The sequence below is a fragment of the Stenotrophomonas maltophilia genome, assembly GCF_002799245.1.
Taxonomy (GTDB): domain Bacteria; phylum Pseudomonadota; class Gammaproteobacteria; order Xanthomonadales; family Xanthomonadaceae; genus Stenotrophomonas; species Stenotrophomonas maltophilia_S.
Map to the genome: position 1 here is coordinate 110,881 of NZ_NEQV01000002.1, position 18,265 is coordinate 129,145.

General features: G+C 67.5%; 15 protein-coding genes. 10 read left to right on the plus strand and 5 right to left on the minus strand.

Annotated elements, in window-relative coordinates:
• The first annotated feature begins 86 nt into the window (after positions 1–86).
• A complete protein-coding gene (locus B9Y64_RS06525; RefSeq protein WP_100440009.1) occupies positions 87–980 on the plus strand; it encodes an NAD-dependent epimerase/dehydratase family protein in 894 nt (297 codons plus the stop codon).
• A 212-nt stretch (positions 981–1,192) separates the two neighbouring features.
• Positions 1,193–3,724: a methyl-accepting chemotaxis protein gene (locus tag B9Y64_RS22460; RefSeq protein ID WP_100440010.1), complete on the plus strand. Its 2,532-nt coding sequence runs from the start codon at positions 1,193–1,195 to the stop codon at positions 3,722–3,724.
• Positions 3,725–3,814: 90 nt separating this feature from the next.
• Here B9Y64_RS22460 and B9Y64_RS06535 read toward each other — a convergent pair whose 3' ends face one another.
• Positions 3,815–4,201, minus strand: a complete 387-nt coding sequence (locus tag B9Y64_RS06535) for a DUF2628 domain-containing protein (RefSeq protein ID WP_100440011.1) — start codon at positions 4,199–4,201, stop codon at positions 3,815–3,817.
• A gap of 216 nt (positions 4,202–4,417) precedes the next feature.
• Between B9Y64_RS06535 and B9Y64_RS22130 the strand changes: the two genes are divergently transcribed.
• Positions 4,418–4,588, plus strand: a complete 171-nt coding sequence (locus B9Y64_RS22130) for a hypothetical protein (RefSeq protein WP_005419553.1) — start codon at positions 4,418–4,420, stop codon at positions 4,586–4,588.
• Positions 4,589–4,648: 60 nt separating this feature from the next.
• Here B9Y64_RS22130 and B9Y64_RS06540 read toward each other — a convergent pair whose 3' ends face one another.
• Entirely contained in the window at positions 4,649–6,694 is a 2,046-nt protein-coding gene (locus tag B9Y64_RS06540) for a TonB-dependent receptor domain-containing protein (RefSeq protein WP_100440012.1), read from the minus strand.
• A 494-nt stretch (positions 6,695–7,188) separates the two neighbouring features.
• Between B9Y64_RS06540 and mdoH the strand changes: the two genes are divergently transcribed.
• The 5 genes from mdoH (at position 7,189) to hemC (ending at position 13,107) form a co-directional block, all read left to right on the plus strand.
• Positions 7,189–9,114 (plus strand): glucans biosynthesis glucosyltransferase MdoH, encoded by a 1,926-nt coding sequence (mdoH, locus tag B9Y64_RS06550; protein ID WP_100440013.1) that lies wholly within the window; start codon positions 7,189–7,191, stop codon positions 9,112–9,114.
• Positions 9,115–9,164: 50 nt separating this feature from the next.
• A complete protein-coding gene (locus tag B9Y64_RS06555; protein ID WP_100440014.1) occupies positions 9,165–9,824 on the plus strand; it encodes an alpha/beta hydrolase in 660 nt (219 codons plus the stop codon).
• Positions 9,825–9,827: 3 nt separating this feature from the next.
• Entirely contained in the window at positions 9,828–10,871 is a 1,044-nt protein-coding gene (locus tag B9Y64_RS06560) for a sensor histidine kinase (protein ID WP_202909051.1), read from the plus strand.
• 10 nt (positions 10,872–10,881) lie between these two features.
• Positions 10,882–11,613, plus strand: coding sequence for a LytR/AlgR family response regulator transcription factor (locus B9Y64_RS06565; protein WP_100440015.1), 732 nt, complete (start codon positions 10,882–10,884; stop codon positions 11,611–11,613).
• Positions 11,614–12,195: 582 nt separating this feature from the next.
• A complete protein-coding gene (gene hemC, locus B9Y64_RS06570) occupies positions 12,196–13,107 on the plus strand; it encodes a hydroxymethylbilane synthase (RefSeq protein ID WP_100440016.1) in 912 nt (303 codons plus the stop codon).
• Between the two features lie 128 nt (positions 13,108–13,235).
• Here hemC and B9Y64_RS06575 read toward each other — a convergent pair whose 3' ends face one another.
• On the minus strand, positions 13,236–14,012 hold the full coding sequence (locus tag B9Y64_RS06575) for a DUF481 domain-containing protein (RefSeq protein ID WP_100440017.1): 777 nt from the start codon (positions 14,010–14,012) through the stop codon (positions 13,236–13,238).
• 106 nt (positions 14,013–14,118) lie between these two features.
• Entirely contained in the window at positions 14,119–14,721 is a 603-nt protein-coding gene (locus B9Y64_RS06580; protein ID WP_100440018.1) for a hypothetical protein, read from the minus strand.
• A gap of 81 nt (positions 14,722–14,802) precedes the next feature.
• Here B9Y64_RS06580 and B9Y64_RS06585 point away from each other — a divergent pair, with 81 nt between their 5' ends.
• Positions 14,803–15,774, plus strand: coding sequence for a helix-turn-helix transcriptional regulator (locus B9Y64_RS06585; protein ID WP_100440019.1), 972 nt, complete (start codon positions 14,803–14,805; stop codon positions 15,772–15,774).
• A 26-nt stretch (positions 15,775–15,800) separates the two neighbouring features.
• Positions 15,801–16,595 carry a MetQ/NlpA family ABC transporter substrate-binding protein gene (locus tag B9Y64_RS06590; protein ID WP_100440020.1) on the plus strand — a complete coding sequence of 265 codons (795 nt, stop codon included), beginning with the start codon at positions 15,801–15,803 and terminating at the stop codon, positions 16,593–16,595.
• A gap of 139 nt (positions 16,596–16,734) precedes the next feature.
• Here the strand turns inward: B9Y64_RS06590 and glpK are convergent, their stop codons facing one another.
• A complete protein-coding gene (gene glpK, locus B9Y64_RS06595) occupies positions 16,735–18,234 on the minus strand; it encodes a glycerol kinase GlpK (RefSeq protein WP_100440021.1) in 1,500 nt (499 codons plus the stop codon).
• Positions 18,235–18,265 lie beyond the last annotated feature (31 nt).

The window sequence follows — 18,265 nt, forward strand, 5'->3', positions numbered from 1 at the left end:
ATGGCCGTGCTATCGCAGATGCGCGAATGCATGCCTAGAATCGAAGCATCCCGGTAGTTCCCGGGCGCTTCGAGTGAATGGACTCAATGAAGATTCTGTTGACCGGCAGTTCCGGGCGCATCGGGCGCGCGATCTTCGGTGCATTGGCGGCCGCCCACGAAGTGGTGGGGCTGGACCGCAGCCCGTTCGCCACCACGCGCATCATTGCCGATGTCACTGATCGCCAGGCCGTCGCGCGCGCGGTACAGGGCGTCGACGCGGTCATCCATACCGCGGCGCTGCATGCCCCGCATGTCGGCCTGGTGCCGGACGCGGTGTTCCAGCAGATCAACGTGGATGCAACCGCGCACCTGCTGCAGGCGGCACGCGAAGCCGGTGCACGGCGCTTCGTGCTGACCAGCACCACGGCGCTGTACGGCCATGCCGTGGTGGCCGGTGGCTGCCGTTGGATCGACGAAGACACCGAGCCGCTGCCGCGCACGATCTACCATCGCACCAAGCTGCAGGCCGAGACCCTGGCCGAAGCCGCCGCCACGCCGGGATTCAGCGTTCGCGTGCTGCGCATGGGCCGGTGCTTCCCGGAACCGCCCGAACGCATGGCGATGTTCCGCCTGCATCGCGGCATCGACGCCCGCGATGTGGCCAGTGCACATGCAGCACTGCTGCTCGACGAAGGCGCCGGGTTCGCCCGCTACCTCGCCTGTGCGCCGACGCCGTTCCGTCGCGAGGACTGCCTGGAACTGGCCACCCACCCACGCAGCGCGCTGGCCCGTCGCGCGCCGCAGCTCCTGGCTGAGTTCGAACGCCGTGGCTGGCCGTTGCCGTTGAGCATCGACCGGGTCTACGACAGTGCCCGCCTGCGCAGCGTGCTGGGCTGGCAGCCGTGTTTCGGGCCGGACGACGTGCTGCAGCAGTATGCCGTCGGCAGCATCGAGGTACTGCCGCGCGCACAGTGGATCAAGGACCGCGTGGCCGAGTGAGGGTATCGCGATGGGCGGGTAGCTGAGCCGACCCTGAGCGGATTCAGGAATGTGCAGGCGGGGCGCCTCAACCTCGTTGGCGGGCGGCCGCTAACCCGGTGCGCTTCCAGCGCCGGGCCCGCCCCGGCGGCCGGTGGCCTGCGCGACGGATCGCGCGCCTGCGCGGTGCCCTCGTGGTGCCGGTCGTCCTGAACTGCCTTGCGGACCCTCCCATGCCTTCTTCCCGCTCCGCCACTGCCCGCCGCCCGGGCAGCATCGCCCACAAGCTGATGCTGGGCACCGCCGTGATCGCACTGCTGTGTTTCGGCTTGACCGCGTTCCTGATCTACCGACAGGCCAGCGCCAGTCTGATCAGCGCCTCGCGCCAGACCATGGCCAGCGAGGCCAACGCCGAAGCGCGCCAGGTCTCGGCCGATCTGGGCACTGCTTTCGCGAGCAATGACGCCATGGTCGAGAGCGTGCTGGCCCAGCGTGCCCGTGGCGATGTGCCCGATCGTGCCAGCCTCGCGGCGGTGCTCGGCGAGCAGCTGCGCACCCATCCGGAATGGCTGGGCAAGAGCACCATGTGGGAGGCCGATGCCTTCGACGGCAAGGATGCCGAGTTCGTCAACACCGAAGCGCATGACGCCACCGGTCGCTACATGAGCTACTGGGCCTGGCACGACGGCAAGCCGCAGCAATCGCAGATGACCGACTACACCGAGACCGCCAGCGGTTCCGGTGACTGGTACATGGTGCCCAGCCGCGACAAGCTGCCGAAAGTCAGCGAACCCTATGCCTATGACATTGCCGGGCAGCAGGTGCTGATGAGTACGTTGAGCACGCCGATCATCGAGAACGGCAGGTTCCTGGGCGTGTTCACCGTGGACTTCTCGCTGGCGGCGCTGCAGAAGCACCTGGCAACGTTGAAGCCGATGGGGGCGGGCCGCGTCGAACTGCTGTCGCCGAAGGGTGTGGTGCTGGCCTCGGCCAATGCCGCCGAGATCGGCACGCCGCGCACCGATGCACTGACCCGCAGCATGCTGGCCGACATCGCCGCCGACCGACCGTTCGAGGCCTTCAGCCCCGACGCAGCCGGCAACGTGCGCGTGTATGTGCCGCTGCGCGTGGGCAACGCCCCGCAACGCTTCGCGCTGGGCGTGGTGATGCCGCATGCGGTGATCGTGGCTGAAGCACGCCAGCTGCTGTGGCTGACCCTGCTGGTCGGCGTGATCGCCGCGCTGACCCTCAGTGCCGGTGTCTACGTGCTGCTGCGCCGCCTGGCGATCCGCCCGCTGGCCGAAGCGGTGCGCGTGGCAGGCGACGTCGCCGCCGGCAAGCTGGACAGCACGTTGCCGCCGCGCAGCAACGACGAAGTGGGGCGCCTGCTGGAGGCGATGCAGGGCATGCGCGGCCAGCTGCAGTCGGTGATGGCTGCGCAGGCCGAAATGGCGCGCCGCCACGATGCCGGTGAACTCAGCTACCGCATGGACGCGGCGGCGTTCCCCGGCGAGTACGGCCGCATGGTGGCCGACAGCAACCAGCTGGTGGCCTCCAGCAACGCGGTCACCCAGCGCCTGGTTGAAGTGATGCAGCGCTACGCCGTGGGCGACCTGAGCGTGGACATGGAAACGCTGCCGGGCGAGAAGGCGGTATTCACCGCCGCGATGGCGACCACCAAGCACAACCTGGCCGCGATCAACGAGCAGATCCAGCAGCTGGCCGCTGCCGCCGCCGCCGGTGATTTTGCCGTGCGTGGTGATGCACTGCGCTTCGACCATGATTTCCGCCGCATGGTGGAGACCCTGAACACGATGATGCAGGTCAGCGACCACAACCTGGCTGAACTGTCGACGCTGCTGCGCGCGATCGCCGCCGGCGACCTCAGTGCCCGCATGCAGGGTGATTTCCACGGGGTGTTCGCGGTGATGCGCGACGATGCCAACAGCACCGTGCAGCAACTGACCCAGATCGTTGGCCAGATCCAGCAGTCGGCGGCGAGCATCCGCTTGGCCGCAGGTGAGATCGCCGCCGGCAACAGCGATCTGTCGCGCCGCACCGAGCAGCAGGCCGCCAACCTGGAGGAAACCGCTGCCTCGATGGAGGAACTGACCTCCACCGTGCGCCAGAACGCCGACCATGCGCTGCAGGCCAACACGCTGGCCGGTTCCGCGGCCGGCGTGGCCAGCGAAGGCGGCCAGGTGGTCAGCCAGGTGGTGCACACCATGGAGCAGATTGAAGCGTCCTCACAGCGCATCGCCGAGATCATCTCGGTGATCGATGGCATTGCCTTCCAGACCAACATCCTGGCCTTGAACGCAGCCGTGGAGGCGGCACGCGCCGGTGAGCAGGGCCGCGGCTTCGCCGTGGTCGCCAGTGAAGTACGCGCGCTGGCGCAGCGCTCGGCGGGTGCCGCCAAGGAGATCAAGGAGCTGATCGACGCCTCGGTGGCGCAGGTCGGTGCCGGTGCGCAGCTGGTGCATGGCGCGGGCCGCACCATGCAGGAGATCGTTGGCCAGGTCGGCCGGGTCAACGAGATCATGGCCGAGATCTCGGCCGCGTCGCGCGAACAGTCGGCCGGCATCGAGCAGGTCAACCAGACCGTGGTGCAGATGGACGAGACCACCCAGCAGAACGCCGCGCTGGTGGAGGAGGCCAGTGCCGCTGCGCGTGCGATGGAAGAACAGGCCGAGCAGTTGGCGGTGGCGGTGTCGCGCTTCCGCCTGCAGGCCGGGTCGCAGGCGCCCTCGCGCCGCGCAGCCTGAGGCTGTGCATGAACGAAGACGCCCGGCCAGGGCCGGGCGTCTTCGATTCACTCGCCGATGCACCGGGCCGGGCCCGGTGACTGCGGCGGCTTAGAACATGCCTTCGAACGGGTTCCAGCTGGCCTTGCCCTTCACCTGCTCCAGGTAGTAGCTGTAGTTGGTGCTGGAGGCGACCAGGAAGTTCAGGGCGATGAACAGGGCGCGGGCGATGATTTCCGGCAGGAACAGGGTGACGATGGCCAGCGCGATGTTGATGCCGATCACCACCAGCGCCTTGCGCCACATGCCCAGGATGAACAGGTAGATGGCGCCGAAGAAGAAGGCGAAGAAGTTGATGTTGACCTTCAGGCGGTCGCCGAAGGACAGCGCCTTCCAGGCCTGCTTGAAGCCCGGCTCCTTGGGAGCGCCGTGCTGCTGGAAGAAGTTGAAGCGGAACTGCCACTTCGGGCTGAAGCGGGAGAGGTCGACTGCGTTCATTGACGGATACGTCCTTGTAGGAAAACGGTTACATGATACGGGGCGATCGGTTCAGGAAACCAGCCTGGGGCGCCAGGAATGTGACGCGCGGGCCGGTATGGGGCTGTGGCAGGGCGCCGCACCGTCACCCACCCGCCTTGATTTTAGGATAGGGTGCGCAGTTCCGCTGCCGCCCCGGCTGGACCGGTGCGGCGGCGGGATGTCCATGGAGGTTGCATGACCACACCTGCTACACCGGAAAACGCACCGGGACCGGTGCTCCTGCCGACACCTGAAGTGGTGCAGGCACAACAACTGCTCGCACGCCAGCAACTGGCGGTGGCGATGGACCGTGCGCGCACGGCCGCCACGCGGGATGCGGCACCGGCCGCGCTGGAAAGCGAGTAACCCGCAACACCGTCGATCGCGCTGGCACGTCGCCAGCGCGATCACGGCGCGCGCCGCAGGTCAGAACCGTGCGGTCATGCTGAGGAAGTAGCTGCGCCCGGCGACGAAGTAGTCGGTGGAGCCTTCCGCATACAGCTTCTTGTCGGCCAGGTTGCTGATGCCACCGCGCAGGGTCAGCACCTCGTTGACGTTCCATGCAGCGGTCAGGTCATACAGGGTGTAGGCCTTGAGGAAGGTCGTGGCGGTGCCGGTCTGCTTGCCGGTGTACTGCGCCGACAGGCTGCTGGAGAACACCGTGCTGGGCGTCCAGTCCAGCGACGAATAGCCGGAGAATTCCGGCGTATCGATCAGGTTGCGGCCGGTGGTCAGGTTCCTGGCTTCCTTCATCCAGGTCGCCGAGGTGCGCCAGCGCCACTGCTCGCCGAACCGGACGTTGAGGTTGCCTTCCATGCCGCTGGTGCGTGCGCGCTGTACGTTGCTCATGCGTGTCCACCAGATGCCATTGAACCGGCCCAGCGGGGCGTATTCGATCTTGTTCCGGAAGTCGGTATGGAAGTAGGTCACGCCGGCATCGATCAGGTCATTGTCGAAGCTGATGCCGATCTCGCGGTTGGTGCTGGTTTCCGGATCCAGGTCCGGGTTGCCGGCCATGTAGCACCCGCCGCGGGTGTAGCCCAGCGGAATCAGCGAGGTACAGCCGCGGCCGCCGGACTGGGTGGCCGCGCTGGGCGAATTCTCGGTCAGGCTGGGCGCACGGAAGCCCTTGGAGACGCCACCGCGGATCGTCCATTGTTCAGCGGGGTGCCAGACCAGGTACGCACGCGGGCTGACGTGGCCGCCGAACTGCTCGTGATGGTCCAGGCGCGCGCCCACGGTCAGGGCCAGGGTGCGGTGCAGCTTCAGCTCGTCCTCGACAAACAGCGCCCAGGTATCCACTTCCAGGCTGGAGCCGCTGACCGCGTTGCCGGCATAGTCGATCGGCGCGCGGCCGATGGTGTCGGTGTTGGTCAGCTCCTGGCGCTTCCACTGGCCACCCACGGCGAACTGGTGCTCAACGCCCAGCGTGAATGGCGTGGTCAGGCTGCCTTCGATGATCGTATCGGTGGCCTCGGAACGGCCGGTGGCGCCAATGTCGTTCTTGTATTCGGTCCAGTACGCGCTCAGCTTGGAGGTACCGAAGCTCCACTTGCCGTCGTGGTTGAGCGCCAGCGAGCTGCGCTTGAGCTCACTGGCACCCCAGGCACCTTCGTCCTGCTTTTCCAGCGACGCATCGATGAAGGCCTGCTGCACGCCGTGGCCCGCCTCCAGCGACAGTTCCTGTGCGTCGCTCAGCTTCCACTGCAGCAGCGCATCGACATTGCGGTCCTTCTCGCCGGCATAGGCGTTGCCGTAGACACCGTCATTGGACTGGTCCGAATCACGGCGCATGCTGTTGGCACCGATGCGCAGGCCGAAGCGTTCGCCCAGCGGGCCGGAGAAGGTCGCACCGATCTGCTGGGTGTCGCCGCGCTTGCCATCACCTGGGCGGGTATAGCTGTGGGTGGCGCTGCCGTTCCATTCATCGCCGATGCGCCGGGTGATGATGTTGATCACCCCGCCCATGGCATCGGAGCCATACAGCGAGGACATCGGTCCACGCACCACTTCGATGCGTTCGATCTGGTCGGGCGAGATCCAGTTCAGGTCCTGGCGGCCGAGGTCGGGGCGATAGTTGGTCGAGGCCGAACTGCCCATGCGCTTGCCGTCCACCAGCACCAGCGTGTAGTTGGAGGGCATGCCACGCAGCTTGATCTTGGACTGTTCGCCGACCGCGCTGAGGCCACCGGTCACGCCCGGCACGCGGCTGAGCAGGGTGGCCAGGTCGGGCACCGGCTGGCGCTCGATGTCCTCGCGGCTGATCACGCTGATGCTGGCCGGGGCATCCTTGATCCACTGCTGGTTGCCCGAGGCGGTGACCACGACGGTATCCAGGTCCTTGGTGGAGGCATCGGCGCTGGCCGCTGCGGCGGCCAGGCCGGGCAGGGCCAGCAGGCAGGCGATGGCCAGGGCGCTGGCCAGGCGGGTGCGCGGCAGGCGCGCGGAACGGGAACGGGACGACAGGGACATGACGGCTTCCATGGGAGGTGGGGAGACCCTGTGGAAGCAGCAGGCGCAGGCAGACAGCAGGCAGCCACCCCTTCCGTGGGTCGTTGGGCGCGGCGTGGACCGGCGCAGCTGGGTGGGTCGCGGCCGTGCGGAAGACGGTGACCTGCCTGGTTAATGAAATGATAACCGTTCGCGTTTGTTACGATCCAGTACCGGGAGCAACGCAGTGACATCTGGCCACCCCCCGGCGCGATCGCCTGCTATTTGCTGAATGGGGATAAATCCCGGCGTAGACCTTCGCACCCGGCTTACATTCGGCACCCTAGACTGGGCCGCATTTTCGATTCCGCCCCGTTGGAGATCGTGTGGGTTCCGGTAGTGACAGACATCGACTGTGCGGCTTGAGGCCGACACAGCCAGGACAAGTGCGGGCGCCGGGAAAGCGCGCCGGGAACCTTGGTGCATGCAGCCCGGCCGGGATGGCCGGCCGTGCCGACGGCGCGGAGTAGGCGACGATGGGGGTGCAGACCATCCATGCGGAAGCAGAAACGCCCCGGCTCGATGCCGGCTGGGCGCTGCTGCCCGCTGAATCTCCGTTGCCGATGCCCGAACAGACCTTGCGCGAAGGTGCACTGAAGGTCCGCCGGCATCGCACGTCGCCGCGCCTGATCGGCCTGCGCCGGCTGTACATCTTTGGTGGCACGCTCGGCATGACCGCCGTGGCCACGCGGATGATGTGGCGGGTGCTGTCGGCCAACGGCATCAGTGTGCTCGAAGCCTGCCTGCTGGTGCTGTTCGTCGGCCTGTTTGCCTGGATCGCGCTGTCGTTCGCCAGCGCCCTGGCCGGCTTCCTGACCGCGGTGTTCGACCGTGGCTATCGCCTCGGCATCGACCCGGACAAGCCGTTGCCGGCCGTGCACAGCCGTACCGCGCTGTTGATGCCGACCTACAACGAAGACCCGCGCCGCCTGCTGGCGGGCCTGCAGGCGATCTACGAGTCGGTGGCGGCCACCGGCCAGCTCGACCGCTTCGACTTCTTCGTGCTCAGCGATACCCGCCGCGAGGACATCGCCGCTGCCGAGGAGCAGGTGTTCGCCGAGCTGCGCGAGCGGGTGCCGGATGGGCAGACCCGCCTGTTCTACCGTCGCCGTGGTGACAACAGCGGGCGCAAGGCCGGCAACATCGCCGACTGGGTCCGCCGCTTCGGCGGCGCCTACCCGCAGATGCTGATCCTCGACGCCGACAGCCTGATGACCGGCGACAGCATCGTGCGCCTGGTGGCCGGCATGGAGCACAACGCCGACGTCGGACTGATCCAGACCCTGCCGTCGGTGATCGGCGGCCGCACCCTGTTCGCGCGCATGCAGCAGTTCGGTGGCCGCGTGTACGGGCCGGTGATCGCCCGCGGTGTGGCCTGGTGGCATGGCGCCGAGAGCAATTACTGGGGCCATAACGCCATCATCCGTACCCGTGCCTTCGCCGACCACGCCGGCCTGCCGGCGCTGCCGGGGCGCAAGCCGTTCGGCGGCCACGTGCTCAGCCATGACTTCGTCGAAGCGGCGTTGATGCGTCGTGGCGGCTGGGCCGCGCACATGGTGCCCTACCTCGGTGGCAGCTATGAAGAGGGCCCGCCGACGCTGACCGACCTGCTGGTGCGCGACCGCCGCTGGTGCCAGGGCAACCTGCAGCACGGCAAGGTGGTCGGCAGCCGCGGGCTGCACTGGATCAGCCGCACGCACATGCTGATCGGCATCGGCCACTATTTCACCGCACCGATGTGGGCAATGCTGATGCTGATCGGCATCGCCATCCCGCTGTTCCAGGAGGGCATCGATTTCAACGCCCTGCTGCACCTGTCGCCCAGCGTGTACTGGCGTGCACAGGACGAAGAGCAGGTGGTGCGCCTGTTCGCTGCGACCATGGCGGTGCTGCTGCTGCCCAAGGTGCTCGGCTACCTGGCGATGCTGCTGGACCCGGTCGACCGACGTGGCTGTGGCGGTACGATCCGTGCCTTCGTGTCGATGCTGGTGGAGACCGTACTGGCCGCGTTGATGGCGCCGGTGGTGATGTACGTGCAGTCGCGTGGCGTGGCTGAAGTGCTGTCCGGCCGCGATTCCGGCTGGGATGCGCAGCAGCGTGACGACGGCGGCATCTCGTGGATGGCGCTGATCCGTGGCTACGGTGGCCTGGGTGTGTTCGGCGCCTTCATGGGCGTGCTGGCCTGGGCGGTGTCGCCATCGCTGGCCGCGTGGATGGCGCCGGTGGTGATCGGCATGGTGCTGGCGGTGCCGGTGGTGGCGTTGACCTCGCTGCGTGGTCCGGGTGCCTTCCTGCATCGCCTGGGGCTGCTGGACATTCCCGAGGAGAACATCCCGCCGCCGGTGCTGGTACGCGCCGCGCAGCTGCGCCGGGAAGCGGCCGAGCAACCGCCGCTGTACTGATTGCCCCGCGCCAGCGGCATAATGCGGCTCGAACTTGAAGGAGCCGCATCATGCTGCAAACGGTGGAACAGGAAACCGGCGCCTCGCCGCAGTGGTCGGTGATCTGGCTGCACGGCCTCGGCGCCGACGGCCATGATTTCGCGCCGATCGTGCCGGAGCTGGTGCGGCCGCATTGGCCGGCGCTGCGCTTCGTGTTCCCGCACGCACCGGTGCGGCCGATCACGATCAACAACGGCGTGCCGATGCGCGGCTGGTACGACATCGTCGGCATGGACTTCCGTTCGCGCGCCGACATGGCCGGCGTGCAGGAATCGGTGGTGCAGCTGGATGCGCTGATCGCGCGTGAGATCGAGCGTGGCATCCCGGCCGGGAAGATCTTCCTGGCCGGCTTCTCGCAGGGTGGCGCGATCATCCTGACCGCCGCGCTGTCGCGTACCGCGCCGCTGGCCGGCTTGATCGCGCTGTCCACCTATCTGCCCGAAGCCGACAGCGCCAAGCGTGTTGAAGGCGCAGTGCAGGTGCCGGTATTCATGGCCCATGGCAGTGGCGACCCGGTGATCCCGCAGGCCGTGGCTGCGCACAGCGCACAGGCGCTGCGCACGCTGGGCCTGGACGTGGCGTGGCACAGCTACCCGATGGCCCACCAGGTCTGTGCCGAAGAGATCCAGGCACTGGCTGACTGGCTGCAGGAACGCCTGGGCGCGGCCTGAGCCATGTCCCCGCCCAGCACACCGCCGTGGATGCCGGAACTGTGCCGCCTGCCGCGGCTGGCGGCGATGCTCGGCCTGGCCGAGCTGGTGGTGGTGGTGCTGGCCCTGGCCCCGGATGGCAGCCGCCACTGGACCTTCGGTGAACTGGTGTCGGCCAGTGGATTCGCCCTATGGCTGGCGTTGGCGGTGACCGCCAGCCTGTGCCTGCTGCGGAACGCGCTGTCGAGGCTGCCGCAGATGCTGGGGGCGGTCGCTGCGATTACGCTGGCAACCCTGATCGCGGTGGTCTGTGCCGGTATCGTGCACGCCTTGTATGCGGTGCTGGGTGACAGCTTCGCCAGCGGCATCAGCTTCTGGCGCTTCACCCTTGGAAGTGCAGCAACCACAGCGCTGATCACCGCGCTGGCGCTGCGCTACTTCTATGTCAGCGACCGCTGGGCCGCACAGGTGCAGGCCAATGCGCGCGCCCAGGCCGACGCGCTGCAGGCGCGGATCCGCCCGCACTTCCTGTTCAACAGCATGAACCTCATCGCCAGCCTGCTGCATCGCGATCCTGCGGTGGCCGAACGTGCCGTACTCGATCTGTCCGACCTGTTCCGCGCGGCGCTGGGGGCAGGCGAGGGCGATTCCACCCTGCGCGACGAATGCGAGCTGGCCGAGCGTTACCTGTCGATCGAATCGCTGCGCCTGGGCGAACGCCTGCAGGTGCGTTGGCAACGCGACGAGCCGCTGCCATGGGACCTGCCATTGCCCAGGCTGGTACTGCAGCCGCTGGTGGAAAACGCCGTGCTGCATGGTATCTCGCGCTTGCCTGACGGCGGCACCATCGAACTGCAGCTGGTGCGCGAGGGCAATGAGCTGCAGATCCGCGTGCGCAACCCGGCGCCGGATCCGCAGGCGCCCGGGCTGGCGTTGGCGCGGGGGGCAGGCCATGCCCAGCACAGCATCGGCCATCGGCTGGCCTGGCGCTTTGGCAGCGCTGCGCGGATGACGGCTGGCTGGAGCGAGGGCTACTATGCCTGCCAGGTGACAGTGCCGATCCAGTGAGGGAACGATCGTGAGGGTAGTCATCGCTGATGACGAGCCACTGGCGCGCGAGCGCCTGCGCAGCCTGTTGGCGGCGCAGGACGGCGTGGACGTGGTGGCCGAGGCTGGCAACGGCGAGCAGGCCCTGCACGCCTGCGCGGAGCTGCAGCCGGACCTGGTCCTGCTGGATATCGCGATGTCCGGGCTGGACGGCCTGGAAGCGGCCCGCCACCTGGCCAGCTTCGAACCGCGGCCGGCGGTGGTGTTCTGCACCGCCTACGATGCGCATGCGCTGTCGGCGTTCGAGGCTGCGGCGATCGATTACCTGATGAAGCCAGTGCGCGCCGAACGATTGGCGGCGGCGATTGCGCGTGCACGCACGTTCCTGGCCGGCCGTGATGGCCAGCCGCAGGAGCACAGCGGGCAGCAGGCACGCAGCGTGCTGTGCGCGCGCCTGCGTGGCAGCCTGCGCCTGATTCCGCTGGACGATATCCACTACCTGCAGGCCGAGGAAAAGTACGTAGTGGTGCACCACGCACGCGGCGAGGACCTGATCGAGGAGTCGCTGAAGTCGCTGGAAGAAGAGTTCGCCAGCCGTTTCATCCGCATCCATCGCAACTGCCTGGTGGCACGCCACGAGCTGGTGGAACTGCGTCGAGGCTCGGGTGGCCAGGTGCAGGCGGTGCTGCGGCATGGCAAGCAGCCGCTGGAAGTCAGCCGCCGCTGCGTGGCGACGCTGAAGCAGGAATTGCGGCATCTGTGAGTGTTCCGCGCGGCCTGCGGCCGCGACTGCTTTCAGATCAACAGCAACAGCAACAGCAACAGCAACAGCGGGTCATGGCTCGGTGTTGCTACGTGCTGGGTCGGGCCGGGATGGGGTGGCGGGACACGCTGCAAGTACATCCCTGTAAGCTCGATGGCGCCATCCATGGCGCCAACGGTCCCGCCACCCCACCCCGGCCCGACCCTCTCGTCTTCGCTGCATCGGACGGCAAAAGCGTTGGTGTTATCGGCTTGGAAAGAGGGGTCAGATCCCTTTTCCTGCGGAAAAGGGATCTGACCCCGGAAGCCGCCGGCTGTTGCTTTTGCTTCTGCTTCTTTCTTTTGATCTTCCGTGGCGGCCGCACACGGAAACTGTCAGAGGCCGCGCGGGGTGGGCTGCGCAGGGGCGTGAGCCGCATGGATGCGGCGACCGAGCTTACATGGACGTACCTGCAGCGGCCCCTGCGCAGTCCATCCCGCCCGGCCAGCTCACAATGCCAGTCGACTAACAGTCGACTCTACCGCCAGCCACGAGGGGCTCCGCCGTTGGCCGTATCCGCGCCGAAGGCGCGATAATGACCGGATGGAAACCGTCCGCATCGCCACCCGCAAGAGCCCGCTCGCCCTCTGGCAGAGCGAACACGTCGCCGACCGCCTGCGCCAGGCCCATCCCGGCCTGCATGTGGAACTGGTGCCGATGAGCACCCGCGGTGACGAGGTGCTGGACCGCTCGCTGGCTGCGATCGGTGGCAAGGGCCTGTTCCTGAAAGAGCTGGAGCTGGCCATGCTGCGGGGTGAGGCCGACTGCGCCGTGCACTCGTTGAAGGATGTGCCGATGGAGCTGGACGAACCCTTCGCACTGCCGGCGATGCTGACCCGCCACGATCCGGCCGACGGTTTCGTCTCCAACCTGTACGCCTCGCTGGACGCGCTGCCGATCGGCGCGCGGGTCGGTACTTCGTCACTGCGCCGCCAGGCCCAGCTGCGCGCGCTGCGCCCGGACCTGGAGCTGCTGGACCTGCGCGGCAACGTCAACACCCGCCTGGCCAAGCTCGACAACGGTGGCTACGACGCCATCGTGCTGGCCGTGGCCGGCCTGGAGCGTCTGGGCCTGGGCGATCGCATCGTCGCGCGGCTGCAGCCGCCGCAGTGGTTGCCGGCGCCGGCGCAGGGCGCGGTGGCGGTGGAGTGCGATGGTGGCAATACGCGGCTGATGGCGCTGTTCGCCACGCTTGATGACGCAGCCACGCGCGCCTGTGTGGAAGCCGAGCGGGCAATGAACCGCGCGCTGCATGGCAGCTGCCATGTGCCGGTGGCCGCGATCGCGCAGTGGCAGGGCGGCGATCTGCACCTGCAGGGGCTGGTCGGCAGTGCCAGCGATGGTCGTGCGGTGCGTGCCGAGGCGGTGGGCCCGGCCAGTGATCCGGAAGCGCTGGGCCGGCAGGTGGCCCGGCAGCTGCTGGATGACGGCGCCGGCGAGCTGTTGAACGCCTGAGCCCCAATTTCTGTAGAGCCGAGCCATGCTCGGCTGCGCTTCCCCGGAAAACCCCCGCGCTTCGCGGGTAAGTCGAGCATGGCTCGACTCTACAAGAACGAAACGGGCGCCCTTGGCGCCCGTTCTGCTTACTTGAACTTGTAGACCACGTTCATCGTGGTCAGCGTATCGGTCTTGCGCTTGTCCGCCGCGACGTCGCTGTTGTAACGCGCCTGCCAGCCGGCCTTCAGCGCCAGGTGCTCGTTCATGCTCACCGAGACACCGAAGTCGTTCTGGCCGAAGGTGTTGTACGAACCGGACTCGACCAGCAGGGTGTTCACCAGGTCGGTGTTGTCGGTCAGCGAATACTTCATGTCGAACAGGCCACGGCCGATCAGGCCGGTGCGGGTGCGGTCATCCTCGGTGCTGTGGGTACGGCGCACACCGGGGCCGATCTGCGCATCGAACGAGAAGCGCTCGGTGTTCCACAGGCGGGTGCCGTAACCCAGACCGAACGAGCTCTGGCGGTCGTAGGTGGCGAAGTCGTCGCGCTCGGTACGCACCGTGGCGGTCAGCTGGCGGTGCTCGCCCAGCTGCAGCGCGCTGCCGGCGCTGCCGGTGTAGCGGTTGGCGGTGGTGTTGTTGCGGCGGGTGGTGGTGCCGTCGTCGTTGGTCTCGGTCACCTTGGAGCTGGAGCGCAGGCCGAACAGGTCCATGCTGTGCACCCAGTCGCCGTCGGTGTAGCGCAGGCGCAGGCGGCCGTTGAAGCTCTCGGTGCTGCTGTTGCCGCGTGCCGAGGCAAAGCCGAGCTCGCCGCCGCTGCCGCTCCACGGCGAGGACATCGCCGCCAGCTCGGAGGCATCCTGCGCGTATGCAAGCGGCGCACACAGCAGCAGGGGGATCAGCAGGGACACGCGCAGGGACATCGAGGCTTCTCCGAAACGGTTAACAGCCGGTGATGATACTGGAAGCGTGATGGCGGTCCGAATCGATCCAATGCGCGCTTCAGCGAACGTTGCCGCGACCGCCTATTCAGGGCAAATCGACACGCAATTCAGGGTCGTTGAAGCGCGAATAGCGCAGGCGCAGCTGGAAGCTGCGGCCGTTGCTGCTGCCGCTGCGCACGATCTGGCGGGGCAGGCCCTGGGCATCCACCCAGTACTCAAGGCGTTCGCCGGGCTGGGGGCCGCGCAGCCGGTAGTGCCGGGTCTCGACCCCGTCCAGCATCTGGCTGCCGAGGTCTTCGGCCTTCAGATCGGCGGGCAGGGCATCGGCCGGCAGCGGGTTGCGCCACTGCTCGAGCAGGCCGGGAGGGGTCGGCACCTGGCGGATCGCACCGTCGGCCTGCAGGAACATGGTGTCACCGATGATGGTCTGCGGCCCGGCCGGGGTTTGCACCCGGAAACGGTCGGGCGCGACGAAGTCCATGGCGCTGCGAACCGGCTGCGGTGCGCCCAGCACCTCCAGCTCGGCGTGAAAGCTGCGCAGGGCCGCGAAACGCTGGCTGGCGCCCAGCACCGCCTGTGCCGGATCGGCGGCGGGTACCGGGGCCGCGGTGCCGGCCGGCGCTGGCGCGCGATCGCAGGCGGCCAGCAGCAGGCAGGCCAGCAGGGACAGGGCAGGCAACCGGCGCATCGGGCATTCCATGGGGGTGGGGGCGACCACGATAGCCCAAACGTCCCACACAAGACCCGCGACTCGGACATAATCGGGGGTATGGACCGATACGAACGCATCACCGCCCTGCATCGTCTGCTCAAGTCCGCGCGCTATCCGGTGACGGTGGCGACCCTGCAGGACAAGCTCGGTTGTTCCCGTGCCACCGTCTACCGCGATCTGGCCTTCCTGCGCGATGCGCTGATGGCACCGATCGAGGGCGACGGCGAGGCCGGCTTCCGTTACCAGGCCGACGAGAGCGACCGCTTCGAGCTGCCCGGCCTATGGCTCAGTTCGGAGGAGCTGCATGCCCTGCTGGCCTCGCAGCACCTGCTGGCGCGTACCGGCGGTGGCGTGTTGTCCTCGGTGCTGGCGCCGTTGCAGCAACGCATCGAGAGCCTGCTGGCGGCCCAGGCCGGTGTCTCCAGCTGGCCGGTCGACCGCGTACGGGTGATTCCGCACCGTGGCCGCAAGTTCGACGAGGGCAGCTTCCGCAGCGTAGCTTCGGCCGTGCTGGAGCGCCGCCAGCTGGCATTCGAGTACCGCGCCCGTTCCACCGACGAGCCGACCAAGCGCACCGTCTCGCCGCAGCGCCTGACCCATTATCGCGACAACTGGTATCTGGACGCCTGGGACCATGACCGCGAGGCCCTGCGCAGCTTCGCGGTGGACCGCATCCACAAGGCGCGGGTGATCGACAGTGCCGCCCGTGATGTTGCCGACAGCGAGCTGGACGAACAGCTCGGTGCCAGCTACGGCATCTTCTCCGGCGCGCCGAAGGGCTGGGCGACCATCCTGTTCAGCGCCAAGGCCGCGCGCTGGGTGGCCGACGAACACTGGCATTCCAAGCAGCAGGGCCGGTTCCTGGCCGATGGCCGCTATGAGCTGAAGGTGCCGTACAGCGTCTCGCGCGAACTGCTGATGGACGTGCTGCACTATGGTTCGGATGCCGAGATCGTCGAGCCGATGATGCTGCGCGAGCAGGCCAAGGCGCTGCTTGAGCTGGCCCTGAGCAACTACGAAAAATCCTGATACTCCCCCCGAGAACCCAGTCCCCCATGAAGAAGACCCTGTTGCTGCCCCTGCTCGCCGCTGCGTTGGCCCTGACCGCCTGCGGCACCTCCGGCGAGCCCTCGCAGAAGCTGGTGGTGGCCGCCACGGCCGTGCCGCATGCCGAGATCCTCGAGGTGGTCAAGCCGATCCTCAAGCAGGAAGGCGTGGACCTGGACGTGCGCGTGTTCAACGACTACGTGCAGCCCAACGACCAGCTCGTGCAGAAGCAGGTGGACGCCAACTACTTCCAGACCGAGCCGTACCTGGACGCCTACAACCGCGACCGCAAGACCGACCTGGTGAAGGTGATCGGCGTGCACATCGAGCCGTTCGGTGCGTACTCGCGCAAGGTCAAGTCGCTGGCCGAGCTGCGTGAAGGTGCCGACGTGGTGATCCCGAATGACCCGAGCAACAACAGCCGCGCGCTGATCCTGCTGCACAAGGCCGGCGTGATCGAGCTGAAGGACCCGGCCAACGCGCTGGCGACCCAGCGCGACATCATCGCCAACCCGAAGAACCTGAAGTTCCGCGAGCTGGACTCGGCGATGCTGCCGCGCGTGCTGGACCAGGTCGATCTGGCCCTGATCAACACCAACTACGCGCTGGACGCCGGCCTCAACCCGACCAGGGATGCGCTGGCGATCGAGAGCAAGGATTCGCCGTACGTGAACTTCCTGGTCGCGCGCCCGGACAACAAGGACGACGCCCGCGTGCAGAAGCTGGCCAAGGCCCTGACCAGCCCGCAGGTGAAGGCCTTCATCGAGACCAAGTACAAGGGCGCGGTGCTGCCGGCGTTCTGATCGCGGCTGATCTGATGATTTGAATGGTGGGTGTCGACCTTGGTCGACACTGTCTTCCCTGTAGAGCCGAGCCCACGCTCGGCTCTGCTGTTTTCGGCATTCCACCAACGGCAGCCGAGCATGGCTCGGCTCTACAATGTCAGTCGACGTGGAAGGCGAGGGTGGCTGCCACCGCCTGCTGCCACCCGGCATACAGCTTCTCGCGCCGGGCCACCTCCATCTGCGGTTCGAAGCGCCGGTCCAGGCCCCACTGCGCGGCGATCTGTTCGCGGCTGGTCCAGAACCCCACCGCCAGGCCGGCCAGGTAGGCCGCACCCAGCGCGGTGGTCTCGGTCAGCCGCGGCCGCAGCAATGGCACACCGAGGATGTCGGCCTGGAAACCGGCCAGGAAGTCGTTGCCGATCGCACCGCCATCGGCGCGCAGCTCGGTCAGCGCGATACCCGCATCAGACTGCATCGCATCGAGCACATCGCGGGTCTGGTAGGCCATCGCTTCCAGCGCGGCGCGGACGAAGTGCGCCTTGCGGGTGCCACGGGTCAAGCCGAACATCGCACCGCGCACGTCACTGCGCCAATAGGGTGCACCGAGGCCGACAAACGCCGGTACCAGGTAGGCGCCGCCGCTGTCGGGCACCTGCGCGGCCAGTGCCTGGCTGTCGCTGGCGCGTTCGATCATGCGTAGTCCATCGCGCAGCCACTGCACCACCGAGCCTGCGATGAAGATCGAGCCTTCCAGCGCGTACTCCACGCGCCCGTCCAGGCCCCAGGCAATGGTGGTCAGCAGGCCGTTGCGCGAGCGCACCGCCTGCGCACCGGTATGCATCAGCATGAAGCAGCCGGTGCCATAGGTGTTCTTGACCATGCCCGGCTGGAAACAGGCCTGGCCGAACAGAGCCGCCTGCTGGTCACCGGCGATGCCGGCGATCGGGATCGGGTGGTCGAAGAAGAACTGCGGCCGGGTATGCGCGTACACCGCACTGGAGTCGCGCACCTGCGGCAGCATCGCGCGCGGGATGTCGAGCAGGGCCAGCAGGTCGTCATCCCAGTCCAGCGTGTGGATGTTGAACAGCAGCGTGCGTGCCGCATTGCTGTAGTCGGTCACATGCGCCTGGCCACCGCTGAGGTTCCACACCAGCCAGCTGTCGATGGTGCCGAACAGCAGCTCGCCACGCTCGGCGCGCTGCTGCGCACCTTCCACATGGTCGAGGATCCAGCGCACCTTGGTCGCAGAGAAATAGGCGTCGATCAGCAGGCCGGTCCGCTCGCGGATCAGCGCTTCATGCCCTTCGGACTTCAGCCGCTCGCAGATGGCGTGGCTCTGCCGCGATTGCCAGACGATGGCGTTGTGGATCGGCTGGCCGGTGGCACGGTCCCAGACCACGGTGGTTTCACGCTGGTTGGTGATGCCCAGTGCGGCGATATGCCGCGGGTCGATCTGCCCGCGGCTGAGCAGCTCGGTCAACGTGGCATAGACGCTGGTCAGGATCTCGCGCGGGTCATGCTCGACCCAGCCGGGTTGCGGGAAGATCTGCGCGAACTCGCGCTGCGCACTGCCGACGATGTCGCCGGCACGATCGAACAGGATCGCGCGCGAACTGGTGGTGCCCTGGTCGATGGCCAGCACGTAGCGGGGCGTCATGCAGCGTCTCCGGTAGAGCGGTCCGGCTAAG